General features: G+C 30.3%; 18 protein-coding genes. 6 read left to right on the forward strand and 12 right to left on the reverse strand.

What is annotated here, in order from left to right:
* The first annotated feature begins 128 nt into the window (after window positions 1-128).
* Window positions 129-863 carry a 23S rRNA (guanosine(2251)-2'-O)-methyltransferase RlmB gene (gene rlmB / locus ABD939_RS03845; protein ID WP_345164695.1) on the forward strand — a complete coding sequence of 245 codons (735 nt, stop codon included), beginning with the start codon at window positions 129-131 and terminating at the stop codon, window positions 861-863.
* Here rlmB and ABD939_RS03850 read toward each other — a convergent pair.
* Window positions 860-1,585, reverse strand: coding sequence for a rhomboid family intramembrane serine protease (locus ABD939_RS03850; protein ID WP_345164697.1), 726 nt, complete (start codon window positions 1,583-1,585; stop codon window positions 860-862). The two genes, rlmB and ABD939_RS03850, sit on opposite strands and share 4 nt — an antisense overlap.
* Window positions 1,586-1,719: 134 nt before the next feature.
* Here ABD939_RS03850 and ABD939_RS03855 point away from each other — a divergent pair, with 134 nt between their 5' ends.
* Window positions 1,720-2,997, forward strand: coding sequence for a replication-associated recombination protein A (locus ABD939_RS03855; RefSeq protein ID WP_345164699.1), 1,278 nt, complete (start codon window positions 1,720-1,722; stop codon window positions 2,995-2,997).
* Between the two features lie 15 nt (window positions 2,998-3,012).
* On the opposite strand, the gene ABD939_RS03860 is transcribed toward ABD939_RS03855, so the two are convergent.
* From ABD939_RS03860 to radC, 6 genes are read right to left on the reverse strand one after another with little or no spacing between them, the layout of a single operon-like run.
* Window positions 3,013-3,876, reverse strand: a complete 864-nt coding sequence (locus ABD939_RS03860) for a hypothetical protein (protein WP_345164701.1) — start codon at window positions 3,874-3,876, stop codon at window positions 3,013-3,015.
* A complete protein-coding gene (locus ABD939_RS03865; RefSeq protein WP_345164703.1) occupies window positions 3,866-5,275 on the reverse strand; it encodes a DUF5723 family protein in 1,410 nt (469 codons plus the stop codon). The genes ABD939_RS03860 and ABD939_RS03865 overlap by 11 nt, the downstream gene beginning before the upstream one ends.
* Window positions 5,275-5,826, reverse strand: coding sequence for a hypothetical protein (locus ABD939_RS03870; protein ID WP_345164705.1), 552 nt, complete (start codon window positions 5,824-5,826; stop codon window positions 5,275-5,277). The genes ABD939_RS03865 and ABD939_RS03870 overlap by 1 nt, the downstream gene beginning before the upstream one ends.
* Before the next feature lie 32 nt (window positions 5,827-5,858).
* Window positions 5,859-6,548 (reverse strand): YjjG family noncanonical pyrimidine nucleotidase, encoded by a 690-nt coding sequence (locus ABD939_RS03875; protein WP_345164707.1) that lies wholly within the window; start codon window positions 6,546-6,548, stop codon window positions 5,859-5,861.
* On the reverse strand, window positions 6,538-7,839 hold the full coding sequence (locus tag ABD939_RS03880) for a polysaccharide deacetylase family protein (protein WP_345164709.1): 1,302 nt from the start codon (window positions 7,837-7,839) through the stop codon (window positions 6,538-6,540). Before ABD939_RS03880 ends, ABD939_RS03875 begins: the two co-directional genes overlap by 11 nt.
* A complete protein-coding gene (gene radC, locus ABD939_RS03885) occupies window positions 7,839-8,537 on the reverse strand; it encodes a RadC family protein (protein ID WP_345164711.1) in 699 nt (232 codons plus the stop codon). Before radC ends, ABD939_RS03880 begins: the two co-directional genes overlap by 1 nt.
* Window positions 8,538-8,586: 49 nt before the next feature.
* Between radC and ABD939_RS03890 the strand changes: the two genes are divergently transcribed.
* From ABD939_RS03890 to ABD939_RS03900, 3 genes are all read left to right on the forward strand, one after another.
* A complete protein-coding gene (locus tag ABD939_RS03890) occupies window positions 8,587-9,474 on the forward strand; it encodes a dienelactone hydrolase family protein (RefSeq protein ID WP_345164713.1) in 888 nt (295 codons plus the stop codon).
* Window positions 9,475-9,675: 201 nt separating this feature from the next.
* Entirely contained in the window at window positions 9,676-10,116 is a 441-nt protein-coding gene (locus ABD939_RS03895) for a hypothetical protein (protein WP_345164715.1), read from the forward strand.
* Between the two features lie 8 nt (window positions 10,117-10,124).
* The gene (locus ABD939_RS03900; protein WP_345164717.1) at window positions 10,125-10,850 is read left to right on the forward strand and encodes a Tim44 domain-containing protein; all 726 of its coding nucleotides are present in this window, start codon (window positions 10,125-10,127) and stop codon (window positions 10,848-10,850) included.
* 68 nt (window positions 10,851-10,918) lie between these two features.
* Here ABD939_RS03900 and ABD939_RS03905 read toward each other — a convergent pair whose 3' ends face one another.
* Window positions 10,919-12,274, reverse strand: a complete 1,356-nt coding sequence (locus ABD939_RS03905; protein ID WP_345164719.1) for a UDP-N-acetylmuramate--L-alanine ligase — start codon at window positions 12,272-12,274, stop codon at window positions 10,919-10,921.
* 120 nt (window positions 12,275-12,394) lie between these two features.
* Complete coding sequence (locus ABD939_RS03910) at window positions 12,395-13,345, reverse strand: tetratricopeptide repeat protein (RefSeq protein WP_345164722.1); 951 nt, start codon at window positions 13,343-13,345, stop codon at window positions 12,395-12,397.
* Window positions 13,346-13,511: 166 nt separating this feature from the next.
* On the opposite strand from ABD939_RS03910, the gene ABD939_RS03915 reads away from it, so the two are divergent.
* The gene (locus ABD939_RS03915) at window positions 13,512-20,039 is read left to right on the forward strand and encodes an alpha-2-macroglobulin family protein (protein WP_345164724.1); all 6,528 of its coding nucleotides are present in this window, start codon (window positions 13,512-13,514) and stop codon (window positions 20,037-20,039) included.
* 75 nt (window positions 20,040-20,114) lie between these two features.
* Here the strand turns inward: ABD939_RS03915 and ABD939_RS03920 are convergent, their stop codons facing one another.
* The 3 genes from ABD939_RS03920 to ABD939_RS03930 are packed head-to-tail and all read right to left on the reverse strand — an operon-like array spanning window position 20,115 to window position 23,869.
* Window positions 20,115-22,079, reverse strand: coding sequence for a hypothetical protein (locus ABD939_RS03920; RefSeq protein ID WP_345164726.1), 1,965 nt, complete (start codon window positions 22,077-22,079; stop codon window positions 20,115-20,117).
* Window positions 22,080-22,082: 3 nt separating this feature from the next.
* Window positions 22,083-22,814, reverse strand: a complete 732-nt coding sequence (locus ABD939_RS03925; protein ID WP_345164727.1) for a LytR/AlgR family response regulator transcription factor — start codon at window positions 22,812-22,814, stop codon at window positions 22,083-22,085.
* Window positions 22,811-23,869, reverse strand: a complete 1,059-nt coding sequence (locus ABD939_RS03930) for a sensor histidine kinase (RefSeq protein WP_345164728.1) — start codon at window positions 23,867-23,869, stop codon at window positions 22,811-22,813. Before ABD939_RS03930 ends, ABD939_RS03925 begins: the two co-directional genes overlap by 4 nt.
* Window positions 23,870-24,211: the final 342 nt, after the last annotated feature.

Genomic DNA, 24,211 nt, shown 5'->3' on the forward strand with positions numbered 1-24,211 from the left:
TAAAAAATTTAACATAAGATAATCTCACAAAAAAAATCTAAAAAACATACACAAACACCAATAATATTTTTTTTAAAAAAAATGATTAAATACGAGTCTAAATTTAAGTTTTTATACCTTTACCTCAAATGGAAAAACAAACGCAAATTTTTGGAATTAGGGCTATTATTGAAGCAATAAATTCTGGTGAGACTATAGATAAAGTATTTCTTCAAAAGGGCTTACAAGGAGACCTTTTTAAAGAATTAGAAACATTATTGAATAAAAAATCAATCAATAAATCTTACGTACCTGTTGAGAAACTAAATCGTCTTACAAAAAAAAATCATCAAGGTGCAGTAGCACAAATATCGCCAATTGAGTTCCATGATATTGAAACTTTAGTGCTAAACGTTATTGAGTCTGGTAAAACGCCACTTTTTCTTTTACTAGACCAATTAAGTGATGTTCGTAATTTTGGAGCTATTATAAGAACTGCAGAATGTACAGGAGTTGATGGTATAATTATTCAAAAAAAAGGTGGTGCTCCTGTAAATGGAGATACTATTAAAACTAGTGCTGGTGCTGTTTTTAAAATTCCTATTTGTAAAGTAGACCACATTAAAGATGCTGTTTTTCATATGCAGGCGTCTGGTATAAAAGTTATTGCTGCAACAGAAAAAACAAATGATTTTTTATACGATATATCATTTACTGAACCATGCGCAATCATTATGGGGTCTGAAGGTAGAGGTATAAATCCGTCTACATTAAAGGTTGTAGACGCTAAAGCTAAACTTCCTTTACTTGGCGATATAGAATCTTTAAATGTTTCTGTAGCCTGTGGCGCTTTTTTGTATGAAGTTGTTAGGCAACGTAGCTAGTCTCTATTTTCTTTATAAGTGTAATTTACAAAAGGTTCCTCCTGCTCTATTTCTGGCTCTATTGACTCTATAAAATTTCCATTTTCATCGAAATGTTTTAAAAAGGGATCGTCGTCTTCATTATAGTTTTCTTGCTCCCAAATATATTTTTTAGGTTTTGCTACTTGCTTCCTAAAAAATAAAGCAAATATTAAACCCGTTACTAAACCTGCCATATGCCCTTCCCAAGATATTCCTTCTTCAATTGGTAAAGTATACCAAATCATACTCCCATATAAAAATATTACCAGCAAGGACAGTGCAATTAACCTATAGTGACTGGCAAAAACACCTTTAAAAAAAGTAAAACTTACAAGAACATAAATAAGTCCGCTTGCACCAATGTGGTATGATGAACGACCAATAAACCAAGTAAACAATCCAGAAAAAAGAATTCCAAATAAGATAACTTTCCAAGCAATGGGCCTGTAAAAATAAAATAAAGCCGTTGACAACACGAATAAAGGAATGGTATTATGATAAATGTGTTGTATATCTCCATGTATAAATGGACTCAATAAAACGCCTCTGAGACCTTTAGTTGTTTGCGGATAAATACCATACTTACTAAAATTATATCCGAAACGCACTTCAAACCAAAAAACCAACCATATAATTAGCACAAAAAATATTGGGTATGCTATTACACCTGTGGAGAATTTAAACTGATCATTTGTTTTCATTAAACTAAAGATAGCAAATAGTTATCCAAATTAATATTTGATGCTAAATTGACAGATTTACATCTTAAAGGAAATATTGCTTTTTTAATGAATGCCTCGTAAATAAGATAAAAATTTACTTTAATTTTACAATTATGAATGAACCTCTAGCCGAACGTTTAAGACCAAAAACTTTAGAAGACTATGTGAGTCAAACACATCTTGTTGGTGAAACGGGTTCGTTAACTCAGCATATAAAACATGGTTTAATTCCCTCAATGATATTATGGGGACCTCCCGGGACTGGAAAAACTACACTTGCTAATATTATTGCAAAAGAGTCTGGGAGACCTTTCTACGCCTTAAGTGCCATCAATTCTGGTGTTAAAGATATTCGTGAGGTTATAGAAAAAGCGAAACAAAGTGGTGGTTTATTTACCACCAAAAATCCGATTTTATTTATTGATGAAATTCATAGATTTAGTAAATCTCAACAAGATTCTTTGCTTCAAGCTGTTGAAAAAGGTTGGATTACTTTAATTGGAGCAACAACTGAAAACCCAAGTTTTGAGGTAATTCCTGCTCTTTTGTCCAGATGTCAGGTTTATATCTTAAATGCTTTTGATAAAACAGATCTAGAAACACTTTTAAAAAGAGCCATTAAAAGTGACGAACACATTTCTAAAAAAACAATAAAACTTAAAGAAACTAAAGCACTATTAAGACTTTCTGGAGGTGATGCTAGAAAATTATTGAATATTTTTGAACTTATAGTAAATTCTTATGGTACTGATAAAATAGTGATTACTGATGAAGAAGTTCTAAAAAAAATTCAGAATAATACAGTTCGCTATGACAAAACTGGTGAACAACATTATGATATTATTTCGGCATTTATAAAATCTATTCGAGGTAGTGATCCTAATGCAGCTGTGTATTGGTTGGCAAGAATGATTGAAGGTGGTGAGGATGTAAAGTTTATTGCTCGACGATTACTTATTTCTGCAAGTGAAGATATTGGCAATGCAAACCCAACAGCCTTGGTTATGGCAAATAATACTTTTCAGGCTGTAAGTACTATTGGTTTTCCTGAGTCTAGAATTATATTAAGTCAATGTGCAACCTATTTAGCATGTTCACCCAAAAGCAACGCCGCATATAGGGCCATTGGTGAAGCCCAACAATTAGTTAAACAAACTGGCGATTTATCTGTGCCTTTGGAAATAAGAAACGCACCAACAAAACTAATGAAAGAGCTTGGTTACGGAGATAACTATAAATACGCTCACAATTACGAGAATAACTTCGCAAATCAGGAATTTTTACCCAAAGAGATAGTGAATACTAAACTTTACGACCCCAGCGATAATGCTAGAGAAAATGCACATCGGGAATTTTTAAAAAAACGCTGGAAAGATAAATACCGATATTAATTATTTACTTGAAAATTAAAATTTCACATTAAGCTCTTGCTTACTTCCATAACTCTCTATAACCCAATTATCTCCTTCTTTATAAATAATAGCTGATTGATCTTCAACTAAATAAACATTGCTTAGACCAGTTTTAAAAATTTTATAGATTACCTTAGGTGAACTATCAACTAATTGAAAACCACCATCTATTTCTTGCGCATAAAGCACATTTGACGTTCCTTCTATTAATTTCTCCTTAACAACTTTTTCAGCTTTAACTACTTCTACTTTTTGCGTTGGTTTTTCTGTTATTGTAACAACTGGTTTTTTAACTTCAGTGATTTCAGCTTTTTTATCATTTTTAAGAACTTCTATTTCCTGTTTAAGTTTCTTTATTTCATCTGTAACTTCATTATTTCCTGAAATAGAAGTAGAGTTTGAAACTACCTCTTCACTCTCTTTTGGTTCGAAGGTATAATTCATAGCCTCAAAAGATTTAAAAGCTTGCCTAATAGCAGCTGTATATGCTTTTTTAAACTCTTTTTCCCTACTTTCGCCCATGCCAGATGTATACACCAACCTGTCATTACAATCTGTCAGTTGAATTGTTAATTTAGTTTTAAACATTCCAGACCCCTTTAACACATCAGCTTTTAAAGCCAAACATCTGTTTTTTATTAAATCTGCTGGGTATGGTTCGCCTTCCATTAAAGCCTCAAAACCATATTTATTAAATAAAAATTTCGATAATGAATTTAATTGATATTGATCTGCTCGCTTTAAAAAGTCATACTTTTTCGAAACTATAACATATTTATATTCGTTTAAGTTAGTTTGAGAAAACATGCTTGTTATAAAAAAACAAACAAATACTATTGATAAAAAACTAGTCTTCATTTTTGCTAAATATATAGTTAAACCCTAATTGTAAAGATACACTTTGTGCATTATATATGTTTTTATATTGTAAAAAATTATCTGCCATTAAGTAAAAATTGACGTTTCCTAAATTAGCAGAAATCCCCAACCCTAGATTATTAAACGAATAAGAATCTATAGTATAAATAGCTTTAGCGCTTAATCCTTTAAAAAGTCTTCTATAATAATATGCTGTTAAAGCTATTTGTGGTTGTTTGGGTCTACTCATTGCAAATAATTGTAAACCCGCCGCGTTTAAATAACCGCTTTCATCTTTAATACAATTACAATCTTTTTCTCTTTTTTTTCCAAAAGCGTAGTTTATTGATGTATTAAATTTAATGGGTCTCCATGTGGTATACGTTGTATTGGTAGTATCTGGTGTAAATAGTTCTTCAAAATCTTCTTCTATTTCACTCCAATATTCGTCGGCCGTTTGCCCACTTTCTGTTTCTGGAAAAAATGGATTAATCCCTTCAAAATTATAATTGCCTTGAACAGAATAATTTTCAACATCCTTACTATGGGTTATAAAACCAACATCAAGTAAACTGGCATCTAAAGTCCATTGTTTCGTTATTTTTTTGGTAAAACCTACATCAAAACCCAGACCTAAATTACCACCAAATAAAATTCTTTTGGTTAAATCTTTAGTTTCAAATTCAGAACTATCTTCGGTTAAACTCACTATACCAGAGGTTCTTAATTGTAAACTCAAATCGAAAATATGATTATAAAAATTATTATCTCCTAATTCAGTAACAAAAGTTCCTCTATTTTTTGTTGAATTTAAGTTTATTAAGCTTGAATATATTTTTCCTCTAAAACCATAGGTGAAATTTTTATTCACTTTTTTATTATAACCAACATGAAAAACAGATATTAACTCTGCATTGGCACTAAAATGATCAGCATTAAAAACTCTATTTATATTATTCTGATTTCCTTCTAAAGCCAAAATAGCATAATCTTTTGGAAAATAACTTATTACATCTAATTCTTGATATAATCCAAAACTTAAATACTCATTCTTTTCATAGGTTCTTCCAAATGCAAAACCTCCAGAAAAAATTTCTAATTGTTGATTAATGCTAAAAAAATCTTTAGAATTCATCTTATTAACCGCATTCTGAAGTTTGGTATTAAAATCTATACCATCATTTGCAAATACATCATAAATAGTTGCTCCAGAAGTACCTCCATTAATATGAATATGCGATAGCAATGGAATACCAAAATACCAATCGTTATTTACCTCTCCACCGGGATTGAGTATTAGTGATTGTGGTATTTCTGAAAACCCGTAAAGTATTTGCTTGTTTTGTGAAAACGAAACACAGCACAAAGCAAGCATTATAAATGTACTTATTGGTTTCATTAAGAATCGTCTCTGATATTAAAGTAAAAAGCTGCTAAGGATTTTAACTCAATTCTACCTAAAGAGTTTTCATTTATTGTTTGTCCAGGGAGTATTCTGAGCGTGAATATTAAGACTGAAGTTCTTTTTAAAGCCTCTAATGTAACATCTTCAAAAGTTTCAGTATAGCTTGAAAAAACATCATTATTATTAGTTGATGCTTCTTGAATAAACGTAAAAGTGTGCTGTAATTGTGAATTATTATCTAAAAAATCTACTTGTAGTTCAAAATCTCGGTTGATAGAATTTACTGTTTCAAACTTAAATTCTGTTTTTACTAAATTATCAATAATAAATTGATCATTAAAAATATCAACAATTACAAAATCTTGAAAAGCACTAATTTCATTTCCATTAATTAAAAACTCATTTGCATTTTCATTAAAAAACACAAGGCTTGACTCTATAACTGGATTTATTTCAAAATCTCTTGCTTGATCAAAATCAATATCTTCCGTACAAGCTAAAACAAAAAAACTAGTACATATAATAAAACAAATGTTCTTAATCATAGTTATTCAAAAACGAATTTCAACTCATTATATTATAAATACTTTTTTAAGCTAATCAAATTATTTACTTGTTTAATACCTATATCTAAGTCTGTGTTATGAACATCAAAAAAAATGGCTTGCATACCTATATTTGTTGCTCCTAATACATCTGCCTCTAAGCTATCTCCAATCATAACGCTTTTGTCAATCTCTGTATTAGCCATTGTTAAAGCATAATTAAAAATTTTAGGATTAGGTTTTTTAACACCTACCATTTCAGAATTTGTTACCGTTTTAAAATAATGGTTAATGTTAGATTTAGTTAATTTTTTATGCTGTATTTCATCAAATCCATTGGTAATTATATGCAGATTATAATTTAATTTGAGGTAATCTAAAATATGGAAAGTATCCTGAAATACATTGTTAAACGTTGTTAGATATTTTATATAATCATCAGAAATTTTTAAAATTAAATCATCTTCAACTTTGTGATTAGCTGCTAAAAAAGCATCATTTAATCTGTTAAAACGTAAAGCTTCTTTTTCAATTTTTTCTTCTCTATAAAGCTTCCAGTATTTTAAATTAATAGGTTTATAATGTGATAAGAAGTCATCTAATTCTAATTCTATATTATTTAACTTAAATATTTTTTCGAATGTTAATGCTGAGTTTTTATCAAAATCCCAAAGTGTATGATCTAAATCGAAAAACACGTCTGTAATACCATTAATCTTCATTTGCAGAATTTAAAATTAAATTAAACAATTCTTTAAAGCCTTTCCACCTATTACCATTAACAAAAGTGTAATTATGAAAAACTGGAACAAACTCACCGTTTACTTGTTTGATTTGATTAATAATTTCATTCAATACTTTTTTCTTATCCAACAATGATTTCTTCTTTAATAAAGCAAAATCCATAAGATGATAGGGATGAATTTTTAAAGGTGTTTGTATTTCATAATCTAAATCGTAAAACAAAAATGGTGTACAAGAACCTGCCCTAAAACCAATATGGTTTACGTAACCCATGGTGTAATCTTCTTTTATTTCTAACTCGATTAAATACCGATAGGAATCTGGTAAGTTTAGTCTTGAAAAGGATTGTCTTGAAGCTGTTAATGGTTTATTTATTATAGCTTCCATTCTTATTTTTTCTTTCTTTAAAATAGAGGCATTATCTATAGCAAAATATGATGCTTTTAGGCCAACTCTTGAATAATCTGCAATATGTTTTATAAGTGAAATAAACTTCTTTTTGTTAGGGTTTATACCTTTATCATAAGTTGAATAATCTCCAATTAAAAAGAAAAACAAGAACTTAAAAGGAGTCTGTTTTTGTTTATTTATTATGTACTTGAAAGTATCATAAGGATCATGTTTTAAGCCTAGAATAACGCCAAATCTGTTATATAAACTCCTAAATCTCAACTTAAAAAAGTCTTTGGTAGCGCCTCCAAAAGAACGCATGATTCCTTTTAATTTATAATTGTATGCGCTTGGTACATCTATAATAGGTTTTATACTATATGTTTTCTTAGGAAACTTAAAGTCTGGAAACTGTTGTTGTAATGCTTCCTTAAATTTATAAGCCCAAATATCGACCACGGGTTGTTGTAAAAATCCATGCTTATAGGCTAAACTTTCTTTGGCAGTAAAACGTCCAAATTCATCTTTTACATGAGGTAAATACTCTTCATATCGAGATAATAAGTAAAAAGCAGCAGAGAAAATATCAAACGGTATAGTGCTCTTTTCGCCATTATAAAAAAAGCATTTTGAATTACCCCAATCATGAATATTAATATCTACATCACTTAACCCTTGCTCAAATAAAATGTCATGACTTTTTATAAAAAACTCATTACTTAGTTGTTGCTTTGTATACGACATTTTTAAGCTATCGTGGGCTATAAACTCTTCAATTTTATTTGTAAAACCAACTTTAACACCTAGTACTCTTGTACAAATATGCCTGAAAACGTATTTAAGTCGAGGAGAAATTTTATGTGTATAAACTAGAAGCATTAAAGTAAGGTTTCATCAGCAAAACTAAAGTATGCTTTTTCTGTTATAATCAAGTGGTCTAAAACTTTTATATCTAAACTTTGGGCAGCAGTTTTTAACTTTAGAGTAATTTGTTTGTCGGCTTCACTTGGTTTTAAAGTTCCTGACGGGTGGTTATGCGCCAGTATTAAACCTGTTGCTCCATGCTCTAGAGCATTTTTTAAAACCAAACGCACATCAACTAAAGTTCCAGTAATACCGCCTTTACTAAGCTGATTTTTTTGAATAACTCTGTTGGAGTTATTTAAATAAATAATCCAAAACTCTTCGTGTTCAAGTTCACCTATTACTGGTTGCATTAGTTCAAAAACCGAATTACTTGATGTAATTTTCTTTTTTTCGAGAGCTTCTTCTCCTCTGCGGCGTCTGCCCAACTCTAAAGCTGCAATAATACTTATGGCTTTAGCCTCACCAATACCCTTAAACTCCATAAGTTGCTTAATAGAAAGCTTTCCCAGAGCACTCAAATTATTATTTGTACTTGCTAAAATACGTTTACACAAATCAACAGCACTTTCGTCACGGCTACCCGAACCAATTAGAATAGCTACAAGTTCTGCATCGCTTAAAGCGGCTTTTCCTTTATGTAATAATTTTTCACGAGGTTGATCGTCTTGACTCCAGTTTTTTATTGAAAATGACGATGGTTTTTTTTGCATTGGTTAAAGATAAATATTGTAATTTACAGTAGCAATAAAAACTAGTATTATGAAACCATTAAAAAAAGAAGATATTAATCAAGATGTTTTTGATTTATATGATGATTATGCACATAATAAACTTAATAGACGTCAATTTGTAGAAAAGCTATCACTTTATGCAGTAGGTGGAGTAACTGTATCGTCATTACTGAGTTTTATGTCACCTAACTATATTGATAATCTCTTAGTAAAACCAGACGATCCAACTCTAGATTCAGAGTTTATTTCATATAATTCACCAAAAGGAGGTGGAACTATAAAGGGACTATTATCGAAACCTAAAGCTATTAAAACAAAGCTACCTGGTGTTATTGTTGTTCATGAAAATAGAGGACTTAACCCTTATATTGAAGATGTTGGTAGACGCACTGCAAAGGAAGGTTTTATAAGTTTAGCACCAGATGCATTATCACCTCTGGGCGGTTACCCTGGAAATGATGATGATGGTAGAGCCATGCAGAAAAAGAGAAATAGAACAGAAATGCTTGAAGATTTTATAGCCGCATACCATCACATTAAAAATCATGAAGATTGCGATGGGAATGTTGGCGTAGTTGGTTTTTGTTTTGGTGGTTGGATTTCTAATATGATGGCAGTAAAATTACCTGATTTAGGTGCAGCTGTTCCGTATTATGGTAGACAACCTGAAGCAGAGGATGCTATAAAAATTAAAGCACCCTTACTTTTGCAATATGGCGAATTAGATACTCGTGTAAATGCTGGCTGGCCAGCTTTTGAAAGTATTTTAAAAGAAAATAATATTGAATACCAAGCTTATATTTATCCAAATGTAAATCATGGTTTTCATAATAATACCACGCCTCGTTATGATAAAGATGCTGCGAAATTATCTTGGAAAAGAACTATTGCTTTTTTTAAGGAGAAGTTGAAGTAGCTTCTTTCTAAAAAATATTATATTTACCAAAGCTAAATGACTATTATTAACCTAAAAACTACATCTTGACCACTCTAATCGACTTTTATTTTGATATAAAGTTTTCTATTATGCAAAATCAGATAGAGTAAATATTCAAAAGTATTTTAATTAATAATTATGTTCGGGCTTAATCTATCAAAATATAATAAACACATTAAAGTGCTTTCAATAATACCTGTTTTAATTGGGTTGCTAACAATAAGCGAAAGTTTTTTACCAAATAAGAATATTGAAACTATAGTTGTTTCAAAAAAAGAAAGTTATCGTGCTAAATTTGACAGAACGACTTACAATATATATTTTGAAAATAATAATGACCAGTTTACAAAAGAAATATTTAATGATTTTGAAGTTGGTGATAACGTGACACTCACTACTTCGTACTTCCATGAAGAAACATCAAAAATCACAAAAAAAGAATCTGGAAAGATTTATGAAAACTCTACGGGAGAAGCCTATATACAATATATTTTTGCTGTTATTTTTTTACTCCCAGCGTTATCTTGGATAAAAAAAAGAAGTTTAAGTAACAAACAATCAAAATATATTATATTTATAATTCTTTTTAGCTTCACAGACCTTTATAGGATTTTAAAATAAATACACTTATGAAAATCAATAAACTTACTCTGGTAATTACTCTAGTATTCGTTTTATTTTTATTTATTGATCCCGTTTATGCTGGACCTGGTGGTACAGTAGCCAAAGCTTTATTTAAAACTTGGTGGGGTAAATTATTAATGAGTGTTTTAGTAATTATTTTCCTTCCTGTTGTTTTTTATGTTAGAATTATTGAATTTATTGCAGTTAGAAAAGCAAAGAAACAACTCGCTAGACTTGCTCTTAAAAACAAAGATTTTTCTTGGTTGAATATTCAAAAGAATGTTTCGAATGTATTTAGTAGAGTTTACTTAGCTTGGGGGAATGAAAACATGAAAGAAGTTTCAGAATATGTTAATCACTGGTATTGGCAAAACCAGCAACTTGTGCATCTTGATAGATGGAAAAAAGAAAACCTCTTAAACGTATGCAAACTTCAAAATATAAGCAGCATTAAACCTATGTACTTAGAAATTTCAGATAATGACAATTTTGAAGGCTCTAAAATAGCTTTCGAAATTACTGCTAATATTGAGGATTATCTGATTAAAAGAGACACAAGAAGAGTTGTTCAAGGGAAAAAAGGCTTTAGTGATGAAAGTAAAATTTGGATAATGGAATACACCGATGGCAAGTGGCTATTGGATGATATTAGAGATGAAGAATTCAGTTTAAGTTTTGCTAAAATGGAAAATGTTGTTCCTGCGCTTGATAATGTAAATAGAGTTGCTTGAAAAAAGTATTTTTACATGAAATTATAACAAAATAAAAATACATTTCTGTCTTTAAGGGATAGACAGAATTACCCAATCAACCCCTCCACCTCATCAAAATTCAAACCACCGTAATTACCAGAACTCATTAACAATAAAGCCTTATCATCAAAGTTTTGTTCAAATAAAAACACTTTAAAGTCATCTGGGTTGGTATAAATAATTAAATCATCTCTTTCAAAAGCTTCAGCAATTTGTTGATGAGTTACTTCTTGTAGTTTTTTAATTTCAACGGCATGTGGTGAATAGAATACCACGACTACATCGGCTGCATCTAAAGCACCTTTATATTCTTTTAAAAACTCAGCATTTAAACTGCTGTAAGTATGCAATTCTAAACAAGCTACCAAAGTTCTGTTTTCATACTGCTCTTTTACAGCTTTTGTTGTGGCCTCGACCTTACTTGGTGAATGTGCAAAATCTTTATAGGCTACACTATTCTTACTTTCAGCAATTTTTTCTAAGCGTTTGCTGGCACCATTAAATGTAGAAATGGCTTCATAAAAATCGTCTTCATCAATACCCATGTGCTGGCAAATCCATTTAGCACCAGCTAAGTTATTGAGGTTATGCTTACCAAAAATCTCAATAGGCAATTCACCTTCTGGTGTTTCTAAAAGTGTTTGTCCGTTTTCAACGGTGTATTCTGGTGTTTGGTATGCTAATTTTCTAATGGTGTTTTCTGAAGCTTCTACTACCCGCTTTACCTCTGGGTCTTCTTCATTATAATTAATGCTTCCTCCACTTACAATAGAATCTACGAAAATACTGAATTGCTCTACATAGTTCTCGTAGGTTGGAAATACGTTTATATGATCCCAAGCAATACCGCTTAACAAAGCTATATTGGGTTTGTACAAATGAAATTTTGGACGTCTGTCTATTGGAGAACTTAGGTATTCATCACCTTCTAAAACAATAAAATCATTGTGTTCTGTGAGTTTCACCATAACATCAAAGCCTTCTAATTGTGCACCAACCATATAATCTACATCTTTATCATGGTAATGCATCACATGCAAAATCATGGACGTTATAGTAGTTTTTCCATGGCTCCCTCCAATAACTACTCTGGTTTTGTGTTTAGATTGTTCGTACAAAAACTCTGGATAACTATAAATTTTGATTCCCAGTTCTTGAGCTTTTAATAGTTCTGGGTTATCTTCTTTAGCATGCATTCCCAATACAATAGCATCTAAATTTGATGTGATTTTTTCTGGATACCAACCAAATGCTTCGGGCAATAAACCTTTTGCTTCTAATCTAGATTTTGATGGCTCGAAAATAGTATCATCACTTCCTGTTACATGGTAACCTTTGTTGTGTAAAGCAAGTGCTAAATTGTGCATTGCAGCACCACCAATGGCTATAAAATGTACGTTCATTTAATTCTTTTTGAAGATGTTCAAATATACTTTATTTACAATAAATTCGAGAATGATTCATCTTGAAATTAAACACTTTTTTTGAATTAATTATGAAAAAAAAATTTAAAAAAAAGTTAACTAAAGACTTAAAATCTTTTCTTTTTGCTTCTTGAAGGGTTTAACCTTAGGTAGTTCTGCAATAGCCAAATCTATGTGTTTTAAAGCTTGATTTTTATTGTGTCTATGCATGTGTATTTGAGCCAAACGATAATGCGCCCAAGCTTTAGGAACGCCATCTTCAGCTGAATAATTTTTAAGATAAGTTTGTAAACATTGTTCACCTTTTTTTAACTCTATATTATATTCAGCAGCTACTTTTCCTATTTGATAATGTAATGCATTACGACTATGTTTTTTTTGAGCTTTCTCTATGTTTTCAATTGCTTTTTTAGGCTCATTTTCGTTTTCATAAAGCTGTGTTAGTTTTTCAAAACAGGTTAAAGAACCGCCTTCTTTAATCGCCATTTTATAAAATTTCTCGGCAAGTTCTGGCTCTTTATCGTATTCATAAACATAACCTTTAGCTAAGTATCCATCCACTTTCGATAAGTTTTCTAATTCTTCAGCATAGTGTAAAGATTTACTTTTGCTTCCCCCAAATATACCGGGTAGCTGCATATACAATTCCACTAGAGCCCAACGCGCCTCAATATGATTTTGGTCTAACTCTGCAGCCTTTAAAAAAGAAGATTTTACATCACCTATAAAACTAATTGCCTTAAACTTATTTTCTAGAGCTTTCATTCCTAAAGCTCCACCATATTTATAATGGTAATTAGCTATGTTTTCTTTTGCTTCAACCAGTTTTCCATATTGTTCTATAGCCCTATCCCACTTTTTTTGATGACCAAAAGCATCTCCTAAAAGCTCAATAGCTTCTAAATTATATGGATGTTTTTCTAAATAATTGGCTACAATTTCTTGAGCTTCTGTATATTTCTTTTTTTGAAAAAGAGATTCTACACCACTAAGCGATGATTGGCTAAAAGCCAAAATAGGACATAGAAGTAGGAATAAAAACTTGTTCATAAAATTTAGGTCGAAAATGCAAAGTTAATCTTTCATCAGAATTTAACCTATTCCGTTTCTTGTTAACTTAAAAAATAGCTAACTTCACTCAACCAACGAAACCATTTACGCATTTATTGTTTTTTGGAATGGCTTTTGAAAGTATTTTTATGACAAACTTAAACACATGAAAAACGCTTTATCTATTTTAATAATTATATTTTTTTCAAACTTTATTCAGGCTCAAAACTCCAATTATTCTGAGTTATGGGAAAAAGTTGAACAGTTTGAAATTGAAGGTTTGCCTAAATCTGCATTAAAAATTGTTGATGCTATTTATAATCAAGCAACAAAAGACAAAAACAACCCTCAGTTGGTAAAAACCATGCTTTTTAAAAGAAAATTCGCTTTAGTTTTAGAAGAAGATGCCCAATTAAATATTATTAATGATTTTAAAAATCAAATAAATCGAAGCGAATTCCCAACAAAAAATATTTTAGAAAGTATTTTGGCTAATATGTATTGGCAATACTTTAACAAAAACCGTTGGACGTTTTATAACCGAACGAAAACTGCCGAAAAAATAAATGCTGTAGATTTTAGAACTTGGGACTTAGAAACACTTTTTAACGAAATTCATATACATTTTCAAAACTCGCTTGAAAGTGGTTTAATGTTGCAGCAGGAAGACTTAAGTAACTATGATGAGATTTTAAACCTTCAAAAAGATTCTAAAATTTACAGGCCTACTTTGTTTGATTTTTTGAGTCACCAAGCTTTATCTTTTTACAAAACCAATGAAACGAATATTACCAAACCTGCCTATAAATTTGAGATTGATAATCCTGACTTTTTAGCTGATTCTGAAACGTTTTCAGCTTTAAAAATCACATCTAAAGACTCAACTTCACTACAACTTAATGCTATAAAAATCTATCAAAATTTAATTAAATTTCATTTAAAAGATGAAAATCCTTCTGCATTGGGTGATGTTAATATTGAGCGATTAAAATTTATAAACGACCACGCTACCTTTAGTAATAAAGAATCTATTTTGTTAGAAGCTCTTAAAGTTGAAAGTGAAAAGTTAAATACGCATAACGTTTCTGGTTTATATAACTTTGAAATGGCATCTATCTATTATAAGCAAGGTCAGAAATATAATAGAACGAATGACTATAATCGATGGAAAGCCAAAGATGCTATGGATATTTGTAATAGCGTTATTTCAAAATTTCCTGAAAGTAAAGGCGCTGAAAAATGTAAAGTATTAAAATCTCAAATAGAGCAGCAAACACTTCAAATTACCACTGAAAACATGCTTCCTATTCAAAAAAACGCTCGTTTATTGTTGCGTTACAAAAATTTGGATTCACTTAATTTTCAAATTTTTAAACTCTCTAGAAAAGAATTAGAACGTTTTAATAAAACATATAGAAAGGACGAGCAGCTTAAATTTATTAAAAAACTAGACCCTAAAATAAATTGGAAAAGCACATTAAAAAATGAAAAGGATTACCAAACTCATACTACAGAAATTGCCATTCCTAAACTAAACAATGGTAGTTATTTAATTTTTTCATCGTTAGAAAATAATGAAGATACTTTTGCTTTTAGCACCATACAAGTTACAAATTTAGCTTTAGTTGAAACAGAAAATGACTATTACAAAACCTTCCAAATAATTGACAGAAATATCGGAAAGCCCATAAAAAATGCAAATGTTGAACTAAGTTTTTATGAGAATAATGACAGAAGTATTCAAAGAGAAAACTTCACAACAAATAGCTATGGTGAAATTAAAATTGAAAAAGACAACGACCGTTATAGAAACATTACAGCAAAAATTAAATATGGTAATGATATAGCTTATTTCGGAAATTACTACATCAATAAATTTTACAAAAGAGAAAGGGAAAATATAAATTACAAATCGTTTGTATTTACAGACAGAAGTATTTACCGTCCTGGGCAAACAGTTTATTTTAAAGCCATTGCAATGAAAACTAAAAAGGGTAAATCGAAAGTACTGGCAAACGAACCTGTTTATGCTGTATTGTACAATATAAATGATGAAGAAATAAAAAAACTGGAACTAACAACCAACGAATTCGGATCTGTTTCTGGAGAATTTATACTACCAAATAATGGTTTAAATGGCGAATATTATATTGAATTTGATGGCGAAGATGAAGATTTATTTACTGAACATTATTTTTCTGTAGAAGAATACAAGCGACCTAAATTCGAAACAAATTTCAAACCAGTTACCGAAACTTTTAAAGTTAACGACTCTGTAACAGTAAAAGGAAATGCTTTGGCTTTTGCTGGTAGTAATGTAACCGATGCCAAAGTTGTTTATAGAGTACACCGAAAAGTAGAATACCCACGCTGGTATTATTGGTATCGCCCTAGTTTTTACAGCGAACCTCAAGAAATAACACATGGCGAAAGCATAACTAATGATAAAGGCGAATTTGAAATCACTTTTAAAGCACTACCTGACCAAAGTGTTGATGAATCGAGCTTACCTATTTTTAATTATGAAATAATAGCCGATGTAACCGATTTAAATGGTGAAACTAGAAGTGCTAAAACTATAGTAAATGTTGGTTATCATGCTCTAGTTGCCAACATATCTATTAACAATACTTTTAATAATACTTTAGATAAAACAAAAAAAGACAACACTATAACTATAAATACTGAAAACCTAAATGGCGAGTTTGTTCCAGCTCAAGGCATTGTTAAAATATATAAACTTAAAGCACCCAGCACCGTTTTAAGAAAACGTCCTTGGGCAGCACCAGATTATCAAAATTTTAGTAAAGAAGCTTTTAAAAACTTATTTCCTTATGACGCATATTCAGATGAACAAAACCCAAATAATTGGAAAAAAGGTGAATTAGTTTTTGAAAAAGACTTTAATACAGAAATTACTAAACAACTTAAATTAGGTCGAATTAAAAAATGGCAATCTGGTGCCTATCTTATTACTTTAGAAACTAAAGATAAATTTGGACAATTGGTTAAAGATGAAATAAAAACAACTCTTTATAGCAATGATGATAAGACTTTAGCTGACAACAAATTATTTAATATTTCAACCAATAAAACTGATTACAAAACGGGACAAATGGCTTTAATCACTCTAGCATCAGCTTCCAAAAATTTAAACGTTACTGTTAAAGTTGAAAAGGATAGAAATATTATCAAAACACAAGTAATAGAATTAAGTAACAATAAAAAAATAATTTCTATTCCTGTACAGCAAGAAGATATTGGTGGTTTTTCTTTGCATTACAGTTATGCAACTTTTAATAGTTACCAATCTGGAACGCTAAATATTTCTGTGCCTTACCCTAAAACCGAGCTAGATATTGAAACAAAAACCTTTAGAGACAGATTACAACCCGGAACGGACGAAACTTGGAGTTTTAAAATTAAAGGGCCTCAAGGTGAAAAAGTAAGTGCTGAACTTTTAGCAAGTATGTACGATGCTTCTTTAGACCAATTCAAACAGCATAATTGGGAATTTAATCCAATACAAAACCCTATCTATAGTTCTTATAATCGCGGTAATGCATACGGTAGTTTTGGCACAAAAAACTTTAGAGTTTATAATACTAGAAGGAGTTTTAATTACGGACAAAATTATTATGACCAGCTAAACTGGTTTGGGTTTAGTTTCAATTTCAATAAATGGCAATATGATAACTATCTAAAATCATTAAGGTTAAAAACAGAATCTAAATATGATAATTCTATAAAAAAAGGATTTGTATCAGGGACTATATTTGACGAACAAGGAAATCCATTACCAGGGGTAAGTGTTATTGTAAAAGGTACTATTAGAGGAACATCTACAGATTTTGATGGTAATTTTAGTATCGAAGCTTCTAATAAAGAAATATTAGTACTAAGCTATGTAGGCTTTAGTACTCAACAAATTAATCTTACTAAAAATAATTCACTTAATATATCATTAGCTGAAGATATCGAAAGATTAGAAGAAGTTGTAACTATTGGCTATGCTTCTCAAACTAGAAAAGCTAATTTATCTTCCTCGGTTTCTACCGTTAGTACAGAATCAATGGATGATAGTTTAGGAAACCTTCTCGGTGCAACTGCTATTCAAGGCACTGGTAAAAGTCGTAGCGATAATAAAGAAATTTTCATACGTGGACTATCTAGCTGGAGTGGTTCTGGAAATCCATTAATACTTGTTGATGGTGTACCTGAAGATATTAATGATATTGATTTCAATGATATCGAAAATATTTCCGTTTTAAAAGGTTCATCGGCTACGGCTATTTACGGAGCAAAAGGTGCTGATGGTGTTGTTATTTTAACGACAAAAGAAGGTTTAAAAAAATTAGCTCAAGTACAGGTTAGAAAAAATTTGCAAGAGACAGCCTTTTTCTTTCCGCATTTAAAAACAGATGTGGAAGGACACGTAAGTTTCAGTTTCTCTACACCCGAAGCCTTAACCCAATGGAAACTACAATTATTAGCACATACTAAAACTTTAGAAAGTGCCACAACAAGTTTAACTACTGTAACTCAAAAAGAATTGATGGTGATTCCAAATGCACCACGTTTTTTACGAGAAGGCGATGATATTACCATTAGTACAAAAATTTCAAATCTCACAGATAAAGAACTTTCAGGGCAAGCTATTCTATTATTAACCGATGCTATTTCAGGAAAAAAAATTGATGAAAACCTCAACAATATTGAAAACATTAAATCTTTTTCTGTAGATGCAAAAGGTAACACACAAGCATCATGGAATTTATCAATTCCTGATGATGTTCAAGCTATTCAATATAAAGTAATTGCAAAATCTGAAACCTTTAGTGATGGCGAACAAAATGCCCTACCTATTCTTAGCAACCGTAAATTAGTTACTGAAACTTTACCCATGTGGATCCGCTCCAACGAAACAAGAACTTTTACCTTAGACAAATTAAAAACCAATACCTCAACAACGCTAAAGCACCATAAGTTGACTTTGGAAATGACGTCTAACCCTGCTTGGTATGCAGTGCAGGCACTTCCTTATTTAATGGAATATCCTTACCAATGTAATGAGCAAACATTCTCAAGATATTATGCAAATGCTTTAGCGAGTCATATAGCAAATTCGAACCCTAGAATTCAGGACGTTTTTAATCAGTGGGCATCTCAAGAAGTACTTATATCAAATCTTGAAAAGAATGAAGAACTTAAGTCTATTTTAATTCAAGAAACACCGTGGTTGCGTGATGCACAAAGTGAAACCGAACAGAAAAAACGGATAGCTTTATTATTCAATTTAAATAAAATGAATAACGAATTACAATCGGCCATTAATAAATTGAAAAACAATCAAATGTCTTCTGGTGGTTGGGCTTGGTTTAATGGAGGGCGTGAAAACAGATATATTACACAACATATAATTTCTGGTTTTGGGCATTTGAAACAACTCAACGTAAAATCTGAGGAGAACTCTAGAATGATAGAAAAGGCTATCAATTATCTAGATGAAAAATTCATAAAAGAATATAAAGACATACGTAAATATGACGCCAAAGTAGACTTAAATAAAGACCATTTAAGCTACACACAACTACATTATTTATACATGCGAAGCTTTTACCCAGAGATAAACAAATCGAAAGAAGTTGAAACTATTATTAACTATTACCAAACTCAAATTCAAAAGTATTGGTTAAGCCGCTCATTATATTCTAAAGGGATGATGGCGTTAATAACGCATCGAAATAACGATTCGAAAACCGCTTCAAAAATTCTAAAAGCCTTAAAAGAAACAAGTATTACCACAGAAGAATTAGGCATGTATTGGAAAGCAAATACAAACTCTTGGTATTGGTATCAAGCGCCTATTGAAACTCATGCCTTAATGATTGAAACGTTTTCTGAAATTGAAAACGATACTGAAACTATTGATAACTTAAAAATCTGGTTACTTAAAAACAAACAAACTAATAAATGGAAAACCACTAAAGCAACAACCGAAGCTGTGTATGCATTACTACTTCAAGGAAGTGATTGGTTGAGTGTTACAGATATGGTTGACGTGATTTTGGGTGGCAAAAAAATAGAACCTTCGAAACTTGAAGATGTAAAAGTTGAAGCTGGAACAGGTTACTACAAAACATCATGGAATAACTCGGAAATTAAGCCAGAAATGGGAGATGTACAACTCACCAAAAAAGGTAGTGGTATTGCCTGGGGAAGTTTATATTGGCAATATTTTGAAGATTTAGATAAAATCACTTCGGCAGAAACGCCACTTAAATTAAAGAAAAAGTTATTTCTTAAAACGAATAGTGATACTGGTGAAGAAATCTCAGAAATTACATCTAAAACAAATTTAAAAGTTGGTGATTTGGTAAGAGTTAGAATAGAATTACGTAGTAACAGAAATATGGAATTCCTTCATATGAAAGATATGCGTGCTGCCGGACTTGAGCCTGTAAACGTTATTTCTAAATACAAGTGGCAAGATGGTTTAGGTTATTATGAAAGTACTAAGGATGCTTCTACAAATTTCTTTTTTGATTATTTACCTAAAGGCGTTTTTATTTTTGAATACGATTTAAGAGTTAATAATGCTGGTAATATGAGTAATGGTATTACAACTATTCAAAGTATGTATGCGCCAGAATTTAGTAGCCATAGTGAAGGAACTAGGATTCAAATAGATTAATTAAAAAAGGTCTTTCAATAATATTGAAAGACCTTTTAGGTAGTTTAGTTTGGTGTTAATTAAAAGTAACGGTGCTTATCTATTATATGGGTATTCACTTATCCAATGAAAGCCCCTATTGGTTAATAAAAAGTCTTCTTTACCCAGCCGTTTAGTTTGACCAGAGATTGTATCGTTTTTATGAATAAAACTAAATTCTAAAGTTTTTTCTGTGGTTGTGTAATTAAAATCAAAAGCCTCAGAAGTATTTCCAGAAGGAGAAAATGTAATCTTATTAGTAATAGAGTCTTCTTCTACTTTATAGTATAAATTTTCTTTATTCATTTTTTCTATCTGTACTCTGCCTACTCTTTCAAATCTAATATTCTTCCATAATTTATCACTTTTGTAGTTAGTAATAGTATCTCCATTAATTACATAGTTGGTAACTTCATAAACACCATATAATTTAGGCTTAGAAGCTTTTGAACCATAGGATTTTTGTGATTGTTTGGCATTATAAAATCCATATCCTAAAGCATAACTAAGAATTAATACCTTAATTATATTTAAGCTTATATTAAAACCCTTTTTTAATGATGGTCGTTTTATAGGAACTACATTAGTAACAGCTTTATTGGTAAGTAAAAAAAGTATCACTTTTTTAATATCTCGCCACAGAAGAAATAAGGTCATGATAACGAGATGGGTAGATAATATTTTAACAGGAACATCAAAAAAGTAGTTTACAGCCATAACATTCATTGTTGTCATGAGTGTTATTACTGCACCTAAAGTTAAAGTACGTCTAAATAAGAGTAATCCAGCAAGTACCTCAGCAATTCCCATAAACATATTATAACCCTCTGAAAACCCTAAAAAAGTCCAAGCTAATCCCATTGGTGAGGAGTCACCATAAGGCTCAAGCAATCTGTAAAAGTTGGGTTCTGGAAACTGTAATTGAATTACTTTAACCAAGCCATAGCTTATCAACATTAGGCCAACATAATATCTTATAGCCGTTGTTAGCCAATAATAGAGTTTATCGTAATTTGTTCTTTTTCTGTCTAGTAAAGTCCAAATTAAAGTTCCAATTAAAGCAACAATAAAAACAATAAAAACTACCAGATAATCATAAGTAGTATCACCACTTCCGTTAGGGCCAGTGCTAATTTTGTATGGCACTTTCAGAACACTTTCACCAAACCAAGTGATAAAATTCTGTGATAATTCAACAGGCTTTTCTGCCAGAAGTTCGAAAAATGGATAAGCGCCATTGTTTTCAAAAATAATTATTAATAAGAAGTAAATAAATGAAAACCTAAATCCGATGCGGCCAATTTTAGACCATTGGTTTTCAATATTTGAAGATCTATACGTCATTAACGCAAAAACTAAAACTAAAGCGTACAATAAAAGTATAAATATTCCAATATTTGGATAAACTGCTTCTGCACTTCCTGTATTTTTTGATATGCCTTTCCCTTCAACTAAAACGGAATAGCTGCCCTCTACTTTGTCTTTACTTGTTTTAAAAGTGAATTCCTTCACTCTATATTGTTCTCCTTTAGAAATACCCTGATTCCATTTAGGAATAACATTGTCTTTTATCTGTTCTTCGAAATTTGCATTACTAATAGGTACTGCTTGATAATTACCATTGCTATCCTCTATATAAAGTTCAAACTTATCAAAGAAAAACTTACCATTATTTAAACAAATAGCACCAAAATTAAGTGTCTTTGATTTTGAATCAATAACACCTTCGACAACATACGACTCCCAAGTATTCGATTTTATGGGTCTGTCTCTCATATTATCAAAAAAGCCTCTACCTTCATCTGGTTTATTGTCTACTCTAGCCCATATACCTGCCCAAGCCTCATCATCTTTAGTATCAACTTTTACCCAAGCAATAACTTTAAACTTTTTAATAGTATCAGACGCTACATCTTTTGATTGACTAAATGATATCCAAGTTCTGGAGATTTGTTTTTTATCTTGACTATTGACAGAAAAACAAATTAAAATAAGTGCTAAAAAGATTAATAGTTTTTTCATTTTTTAAAAGCTTAGTTGTTCTTTAAATATGTAAGATTGTCGTCTAGAAATCTCTATTTCTTCCCCAGAATTCATTTGTATTTTAAGTTTTCCATTAAACCAAGACACCACTTTTTTTACATGATTAATGTTAATAATCTGTTGTCTATTAGCTCTAAAAAAAACGTCTTTAGGTAATTTTTCTTCAATTTGCACAAGCGATTTATAAATAAGAGGTGTATTGTTTTCAAAAAATACCCGTGTGTAATTTCCAACTATTTCAAACATAGAAATATCTTGAATTTTAACTAGCCAACACTTTTCACCATCTTTAATAAAAATCTGTTTATCTAAACTTAAAGTATTGTCGTTTTTAGCCTCAGGTAATGAATTATCTGTTGCCCTTTCTATTACTTTATTAATACTCTGCGAAAATCGTTTTTGATTTATTGGTTTTAACAAATAATCGAACGCATTATATTCAAAAGATTTAATAGCGTACTCATCAAATGCAGTTGTGAATATTACTATAGGCACTTCATCAAGCATTTCCAATAGCTCAAAACCGTCTTTTTCAGGCATATTTATATCTAAAAATAATATATCAGGTTTTGTTTCTATTATTAGATTATACCCTTTATCTACATTTTCAGCTTCACCTAACAATTGAATTTCTTTATACTCTTTTATAAGTTCTTTCAACTCATTGCGAGCCAATCGAGAATCTTCAACTATAACGGCCTTTAAACTTATCATTTTAATGGTATTTTTATAGTTGCAACTACCTTATTATCTAACCTTCTTAAATTAAAAGTAGCTTCTTCACCATAGAGTAATTCGAGACGCCTTTCAATATTTTGCAAACCTAATTGTGTACCATTTTTATTTTGATTTAATTGTCCTGTATTAGATACTTCAATTCGTAGTTGGTTATCTTCAATTTTTGAAATGAGTTGTACTTCTCCTCCTTCTTTTAAATTAGAAATACCATGCTTAATAGCATTTTCAACCAACATCTGAATAATCATTGGCGGAATTTTAATATTTAAAGAGGCTTTATCAATATGAGTTGTAAATATGAGTCTATCTTCAAATTGGATTTTTGAAATGGCCACATAGTTTTCTATCATTTCTAATTCGTCTTCTAAAGCTATAGAATTTGAGTCGCTTTTAGTAAGTGAATAGCGTAATGTTTCAGACAAACTAGTTAGCATAACACGCGATTTGTCAACATCCTCTAACATTAAACCACGAATATTATTTAAACTATTAAACATAAAGTGTGGGTTAATTTGACCCTTTAGTGTATTAAGCTGAGATTCTTTTAAATTACTTTCTAATTGTATTTGCTTTAATTTAACAGTTTTTAATTGATGGTATATTTTAATTGTTAAAAACACAAAAAACCAAACAAAATATAAAGTTATAAAATAAAAGAAATTAAATATTTTACCTTCAAATGTAACAGTAGAATTTGTACCTCTAATTTGCAAAGCAGCGAAATCTAAAATTGGCCAGATTATAAAAGAATATAATAACTGAACTCCAATAAAAACAGCTGCAAGCTTCCAAATATTTTGTTTTAAATTGGAAATTTTAAGTTTGTAATCAATAACTAACGATATTACATAGCTGCATAAAAAAGCAAATAGACCACACAAAATACTTTCGACCCAGAAGTATAATTTCATATTATACATCAATTCATCTGACCTTATAAAAATTTTGGGTATGCCTAGAGTAGTTGTAAATAATAAAATCCAGCCGATTAAACCGAATGTTATGTAATATCTATTTAATGATAATTTCATTTACTTCTTCTATTTCAAAATAATCATTTATACTGGTTACCTGAGTTTAACATAGATGTGCATTACATATACTACTTTAATGTTACTCTTACATTTAGATGGATATCAATTTATGTTATAAAACTCAATTAAACATTAATACTGATTATTTTTATCTATCCTTTAGTTAATAATTTAGAATATTAGATGAATTAATGTGTCTAATAAATTAAATATAAAACTAATTAGAACTTTAATTAGATTAACCATAACACTGTTCGTTTTTTGATTGATAATTGATTGATGATATAAATGTACTTTGTAAATACACTAAAAAAAGTCAAATTATGATGAGTGGTAAAA

The sequence above is a fragment of the Algibacter aquimarinus genome, from assembly GCF_039543265.1.
In the GTDB taxonomy this organism is placed as follows: Bacteria; Bacteroidota; Bacteroidia; order Flavobacteriales; family Flavobacteriaceae; genus Algibacter_B; species Algibacter_B aquimarinus.

Coding starts and splice junctions, on each gene's coding strand:
- ABD939_RS03865 (WP_345164703.1), bottom strand. CDS start 5,275: ATGAAACCAATAAGTACATTTATAATGCTTGCTTTGTGCTGTGTTTCG.
- ABD939_RS03900 (WP_345164717.1), top strand. CDS start 10,125: ATGAAAATCAATAAACTTACTCTGGTAATTACTCTAGTATTCGTTTTA.
- ABD939_RS03915 (WP_345164724.1), top strand. CDS start 13,512: ATGAAAAACGCTTTATCTATTTTAATAATTATATTTTTTTCAAACTTT.
- ABD939_RS03920 (WP_345164726.1), bottom strand. CDS start 22,079: ATGAAAAAACTATTAATCTTTTTAGCACTTATTTTAATTTGTTTTTCT.
- ABD939_RS03855 (WP_345164699.1), top strand. CDS start 1,720: ATGAATGAACCTCTAGCCGAACGTTTAAGACCAAAAACTTTAGAAGAC.
- ABD939_RS03890 (WP_345164713.1), top strand. CDS start 8,587: ATGAAACCATTAAAAAAAGAAGATATTAATCAAGATGTTTTTGATTTA.
- radC (WP_345164711.1), bottom strand. CDS start 8,537: ATGCAAAAAAAACCATCGTCATTTTCAATAAAAAACTGGAGTCAAGAC.
- ABD939_RS03850 (WP_345164697.1), bottom strand. CDS start 1,585: ATGAAAACAAATGATCAGTTTAAATTCTCCACAGGTGTAATAGCATAC.
- rlmB (WP_345164695.1), top strand. CDS start 129: ATGGAAAAACAAACGCAAATTTTTGGAATTAGGGCTATTATTGAAGCA.
- ABD939_RS03860 (WP_345164701.1), bottom strand. CDS start 3,876: ATGAAGACTAGTTTTTTATCAATAGTATTTGTTTGTTTTTTTATAACA.
- ABD939_RS03910 (WP_345164722.1), bottom strand. CDS start 13,345: ATGAACAAGTTTTTATTCCTACTTCTATGTCCTATTTTGGCTTTTAGC.
- ABD939_RS03880 (WP_345164709.1), bottom strand. CDS start 7,839: ATGCTTCTAGTTTATACACATAAAATTTCTCCTCGACTTAAATACGTT.
- ABD939_RS03930 (WP_345164728.1), bottom strand. CDS start 23,869: ATGAAATTATCATTAAATAGATATTACATAACATTCGGTTTAATCGGC.
- ABD939_RS03870 (WP_345164705.1), bottom strand. CDS start 5,826: ATGATTAAGAACATTTGTTTTATTATATGTACTAGTTTTTTTGTTTTA.
- ABD939_RS03905 (WP_345164719.1), bottom strand. CDS start 12,274: ATGAACGTACATTTTATAGCCATTGGTGGTGCTGCAATGCACAATTTA.
- ABD939_RS03875 (WP_345164707.1), bottom strand. CDS start 6,548: ATGAAGATTAATGGTATTACAGACGTGTTTTTCGATTTAGATCATACA.
- ABD939_RS03925 (WP_345164727.1), bottom strand. CDS start 22,814: ATGATAAGTTTAAAGGCCGTTATAGTTGAAGATTCTCGATTGGCTCGC.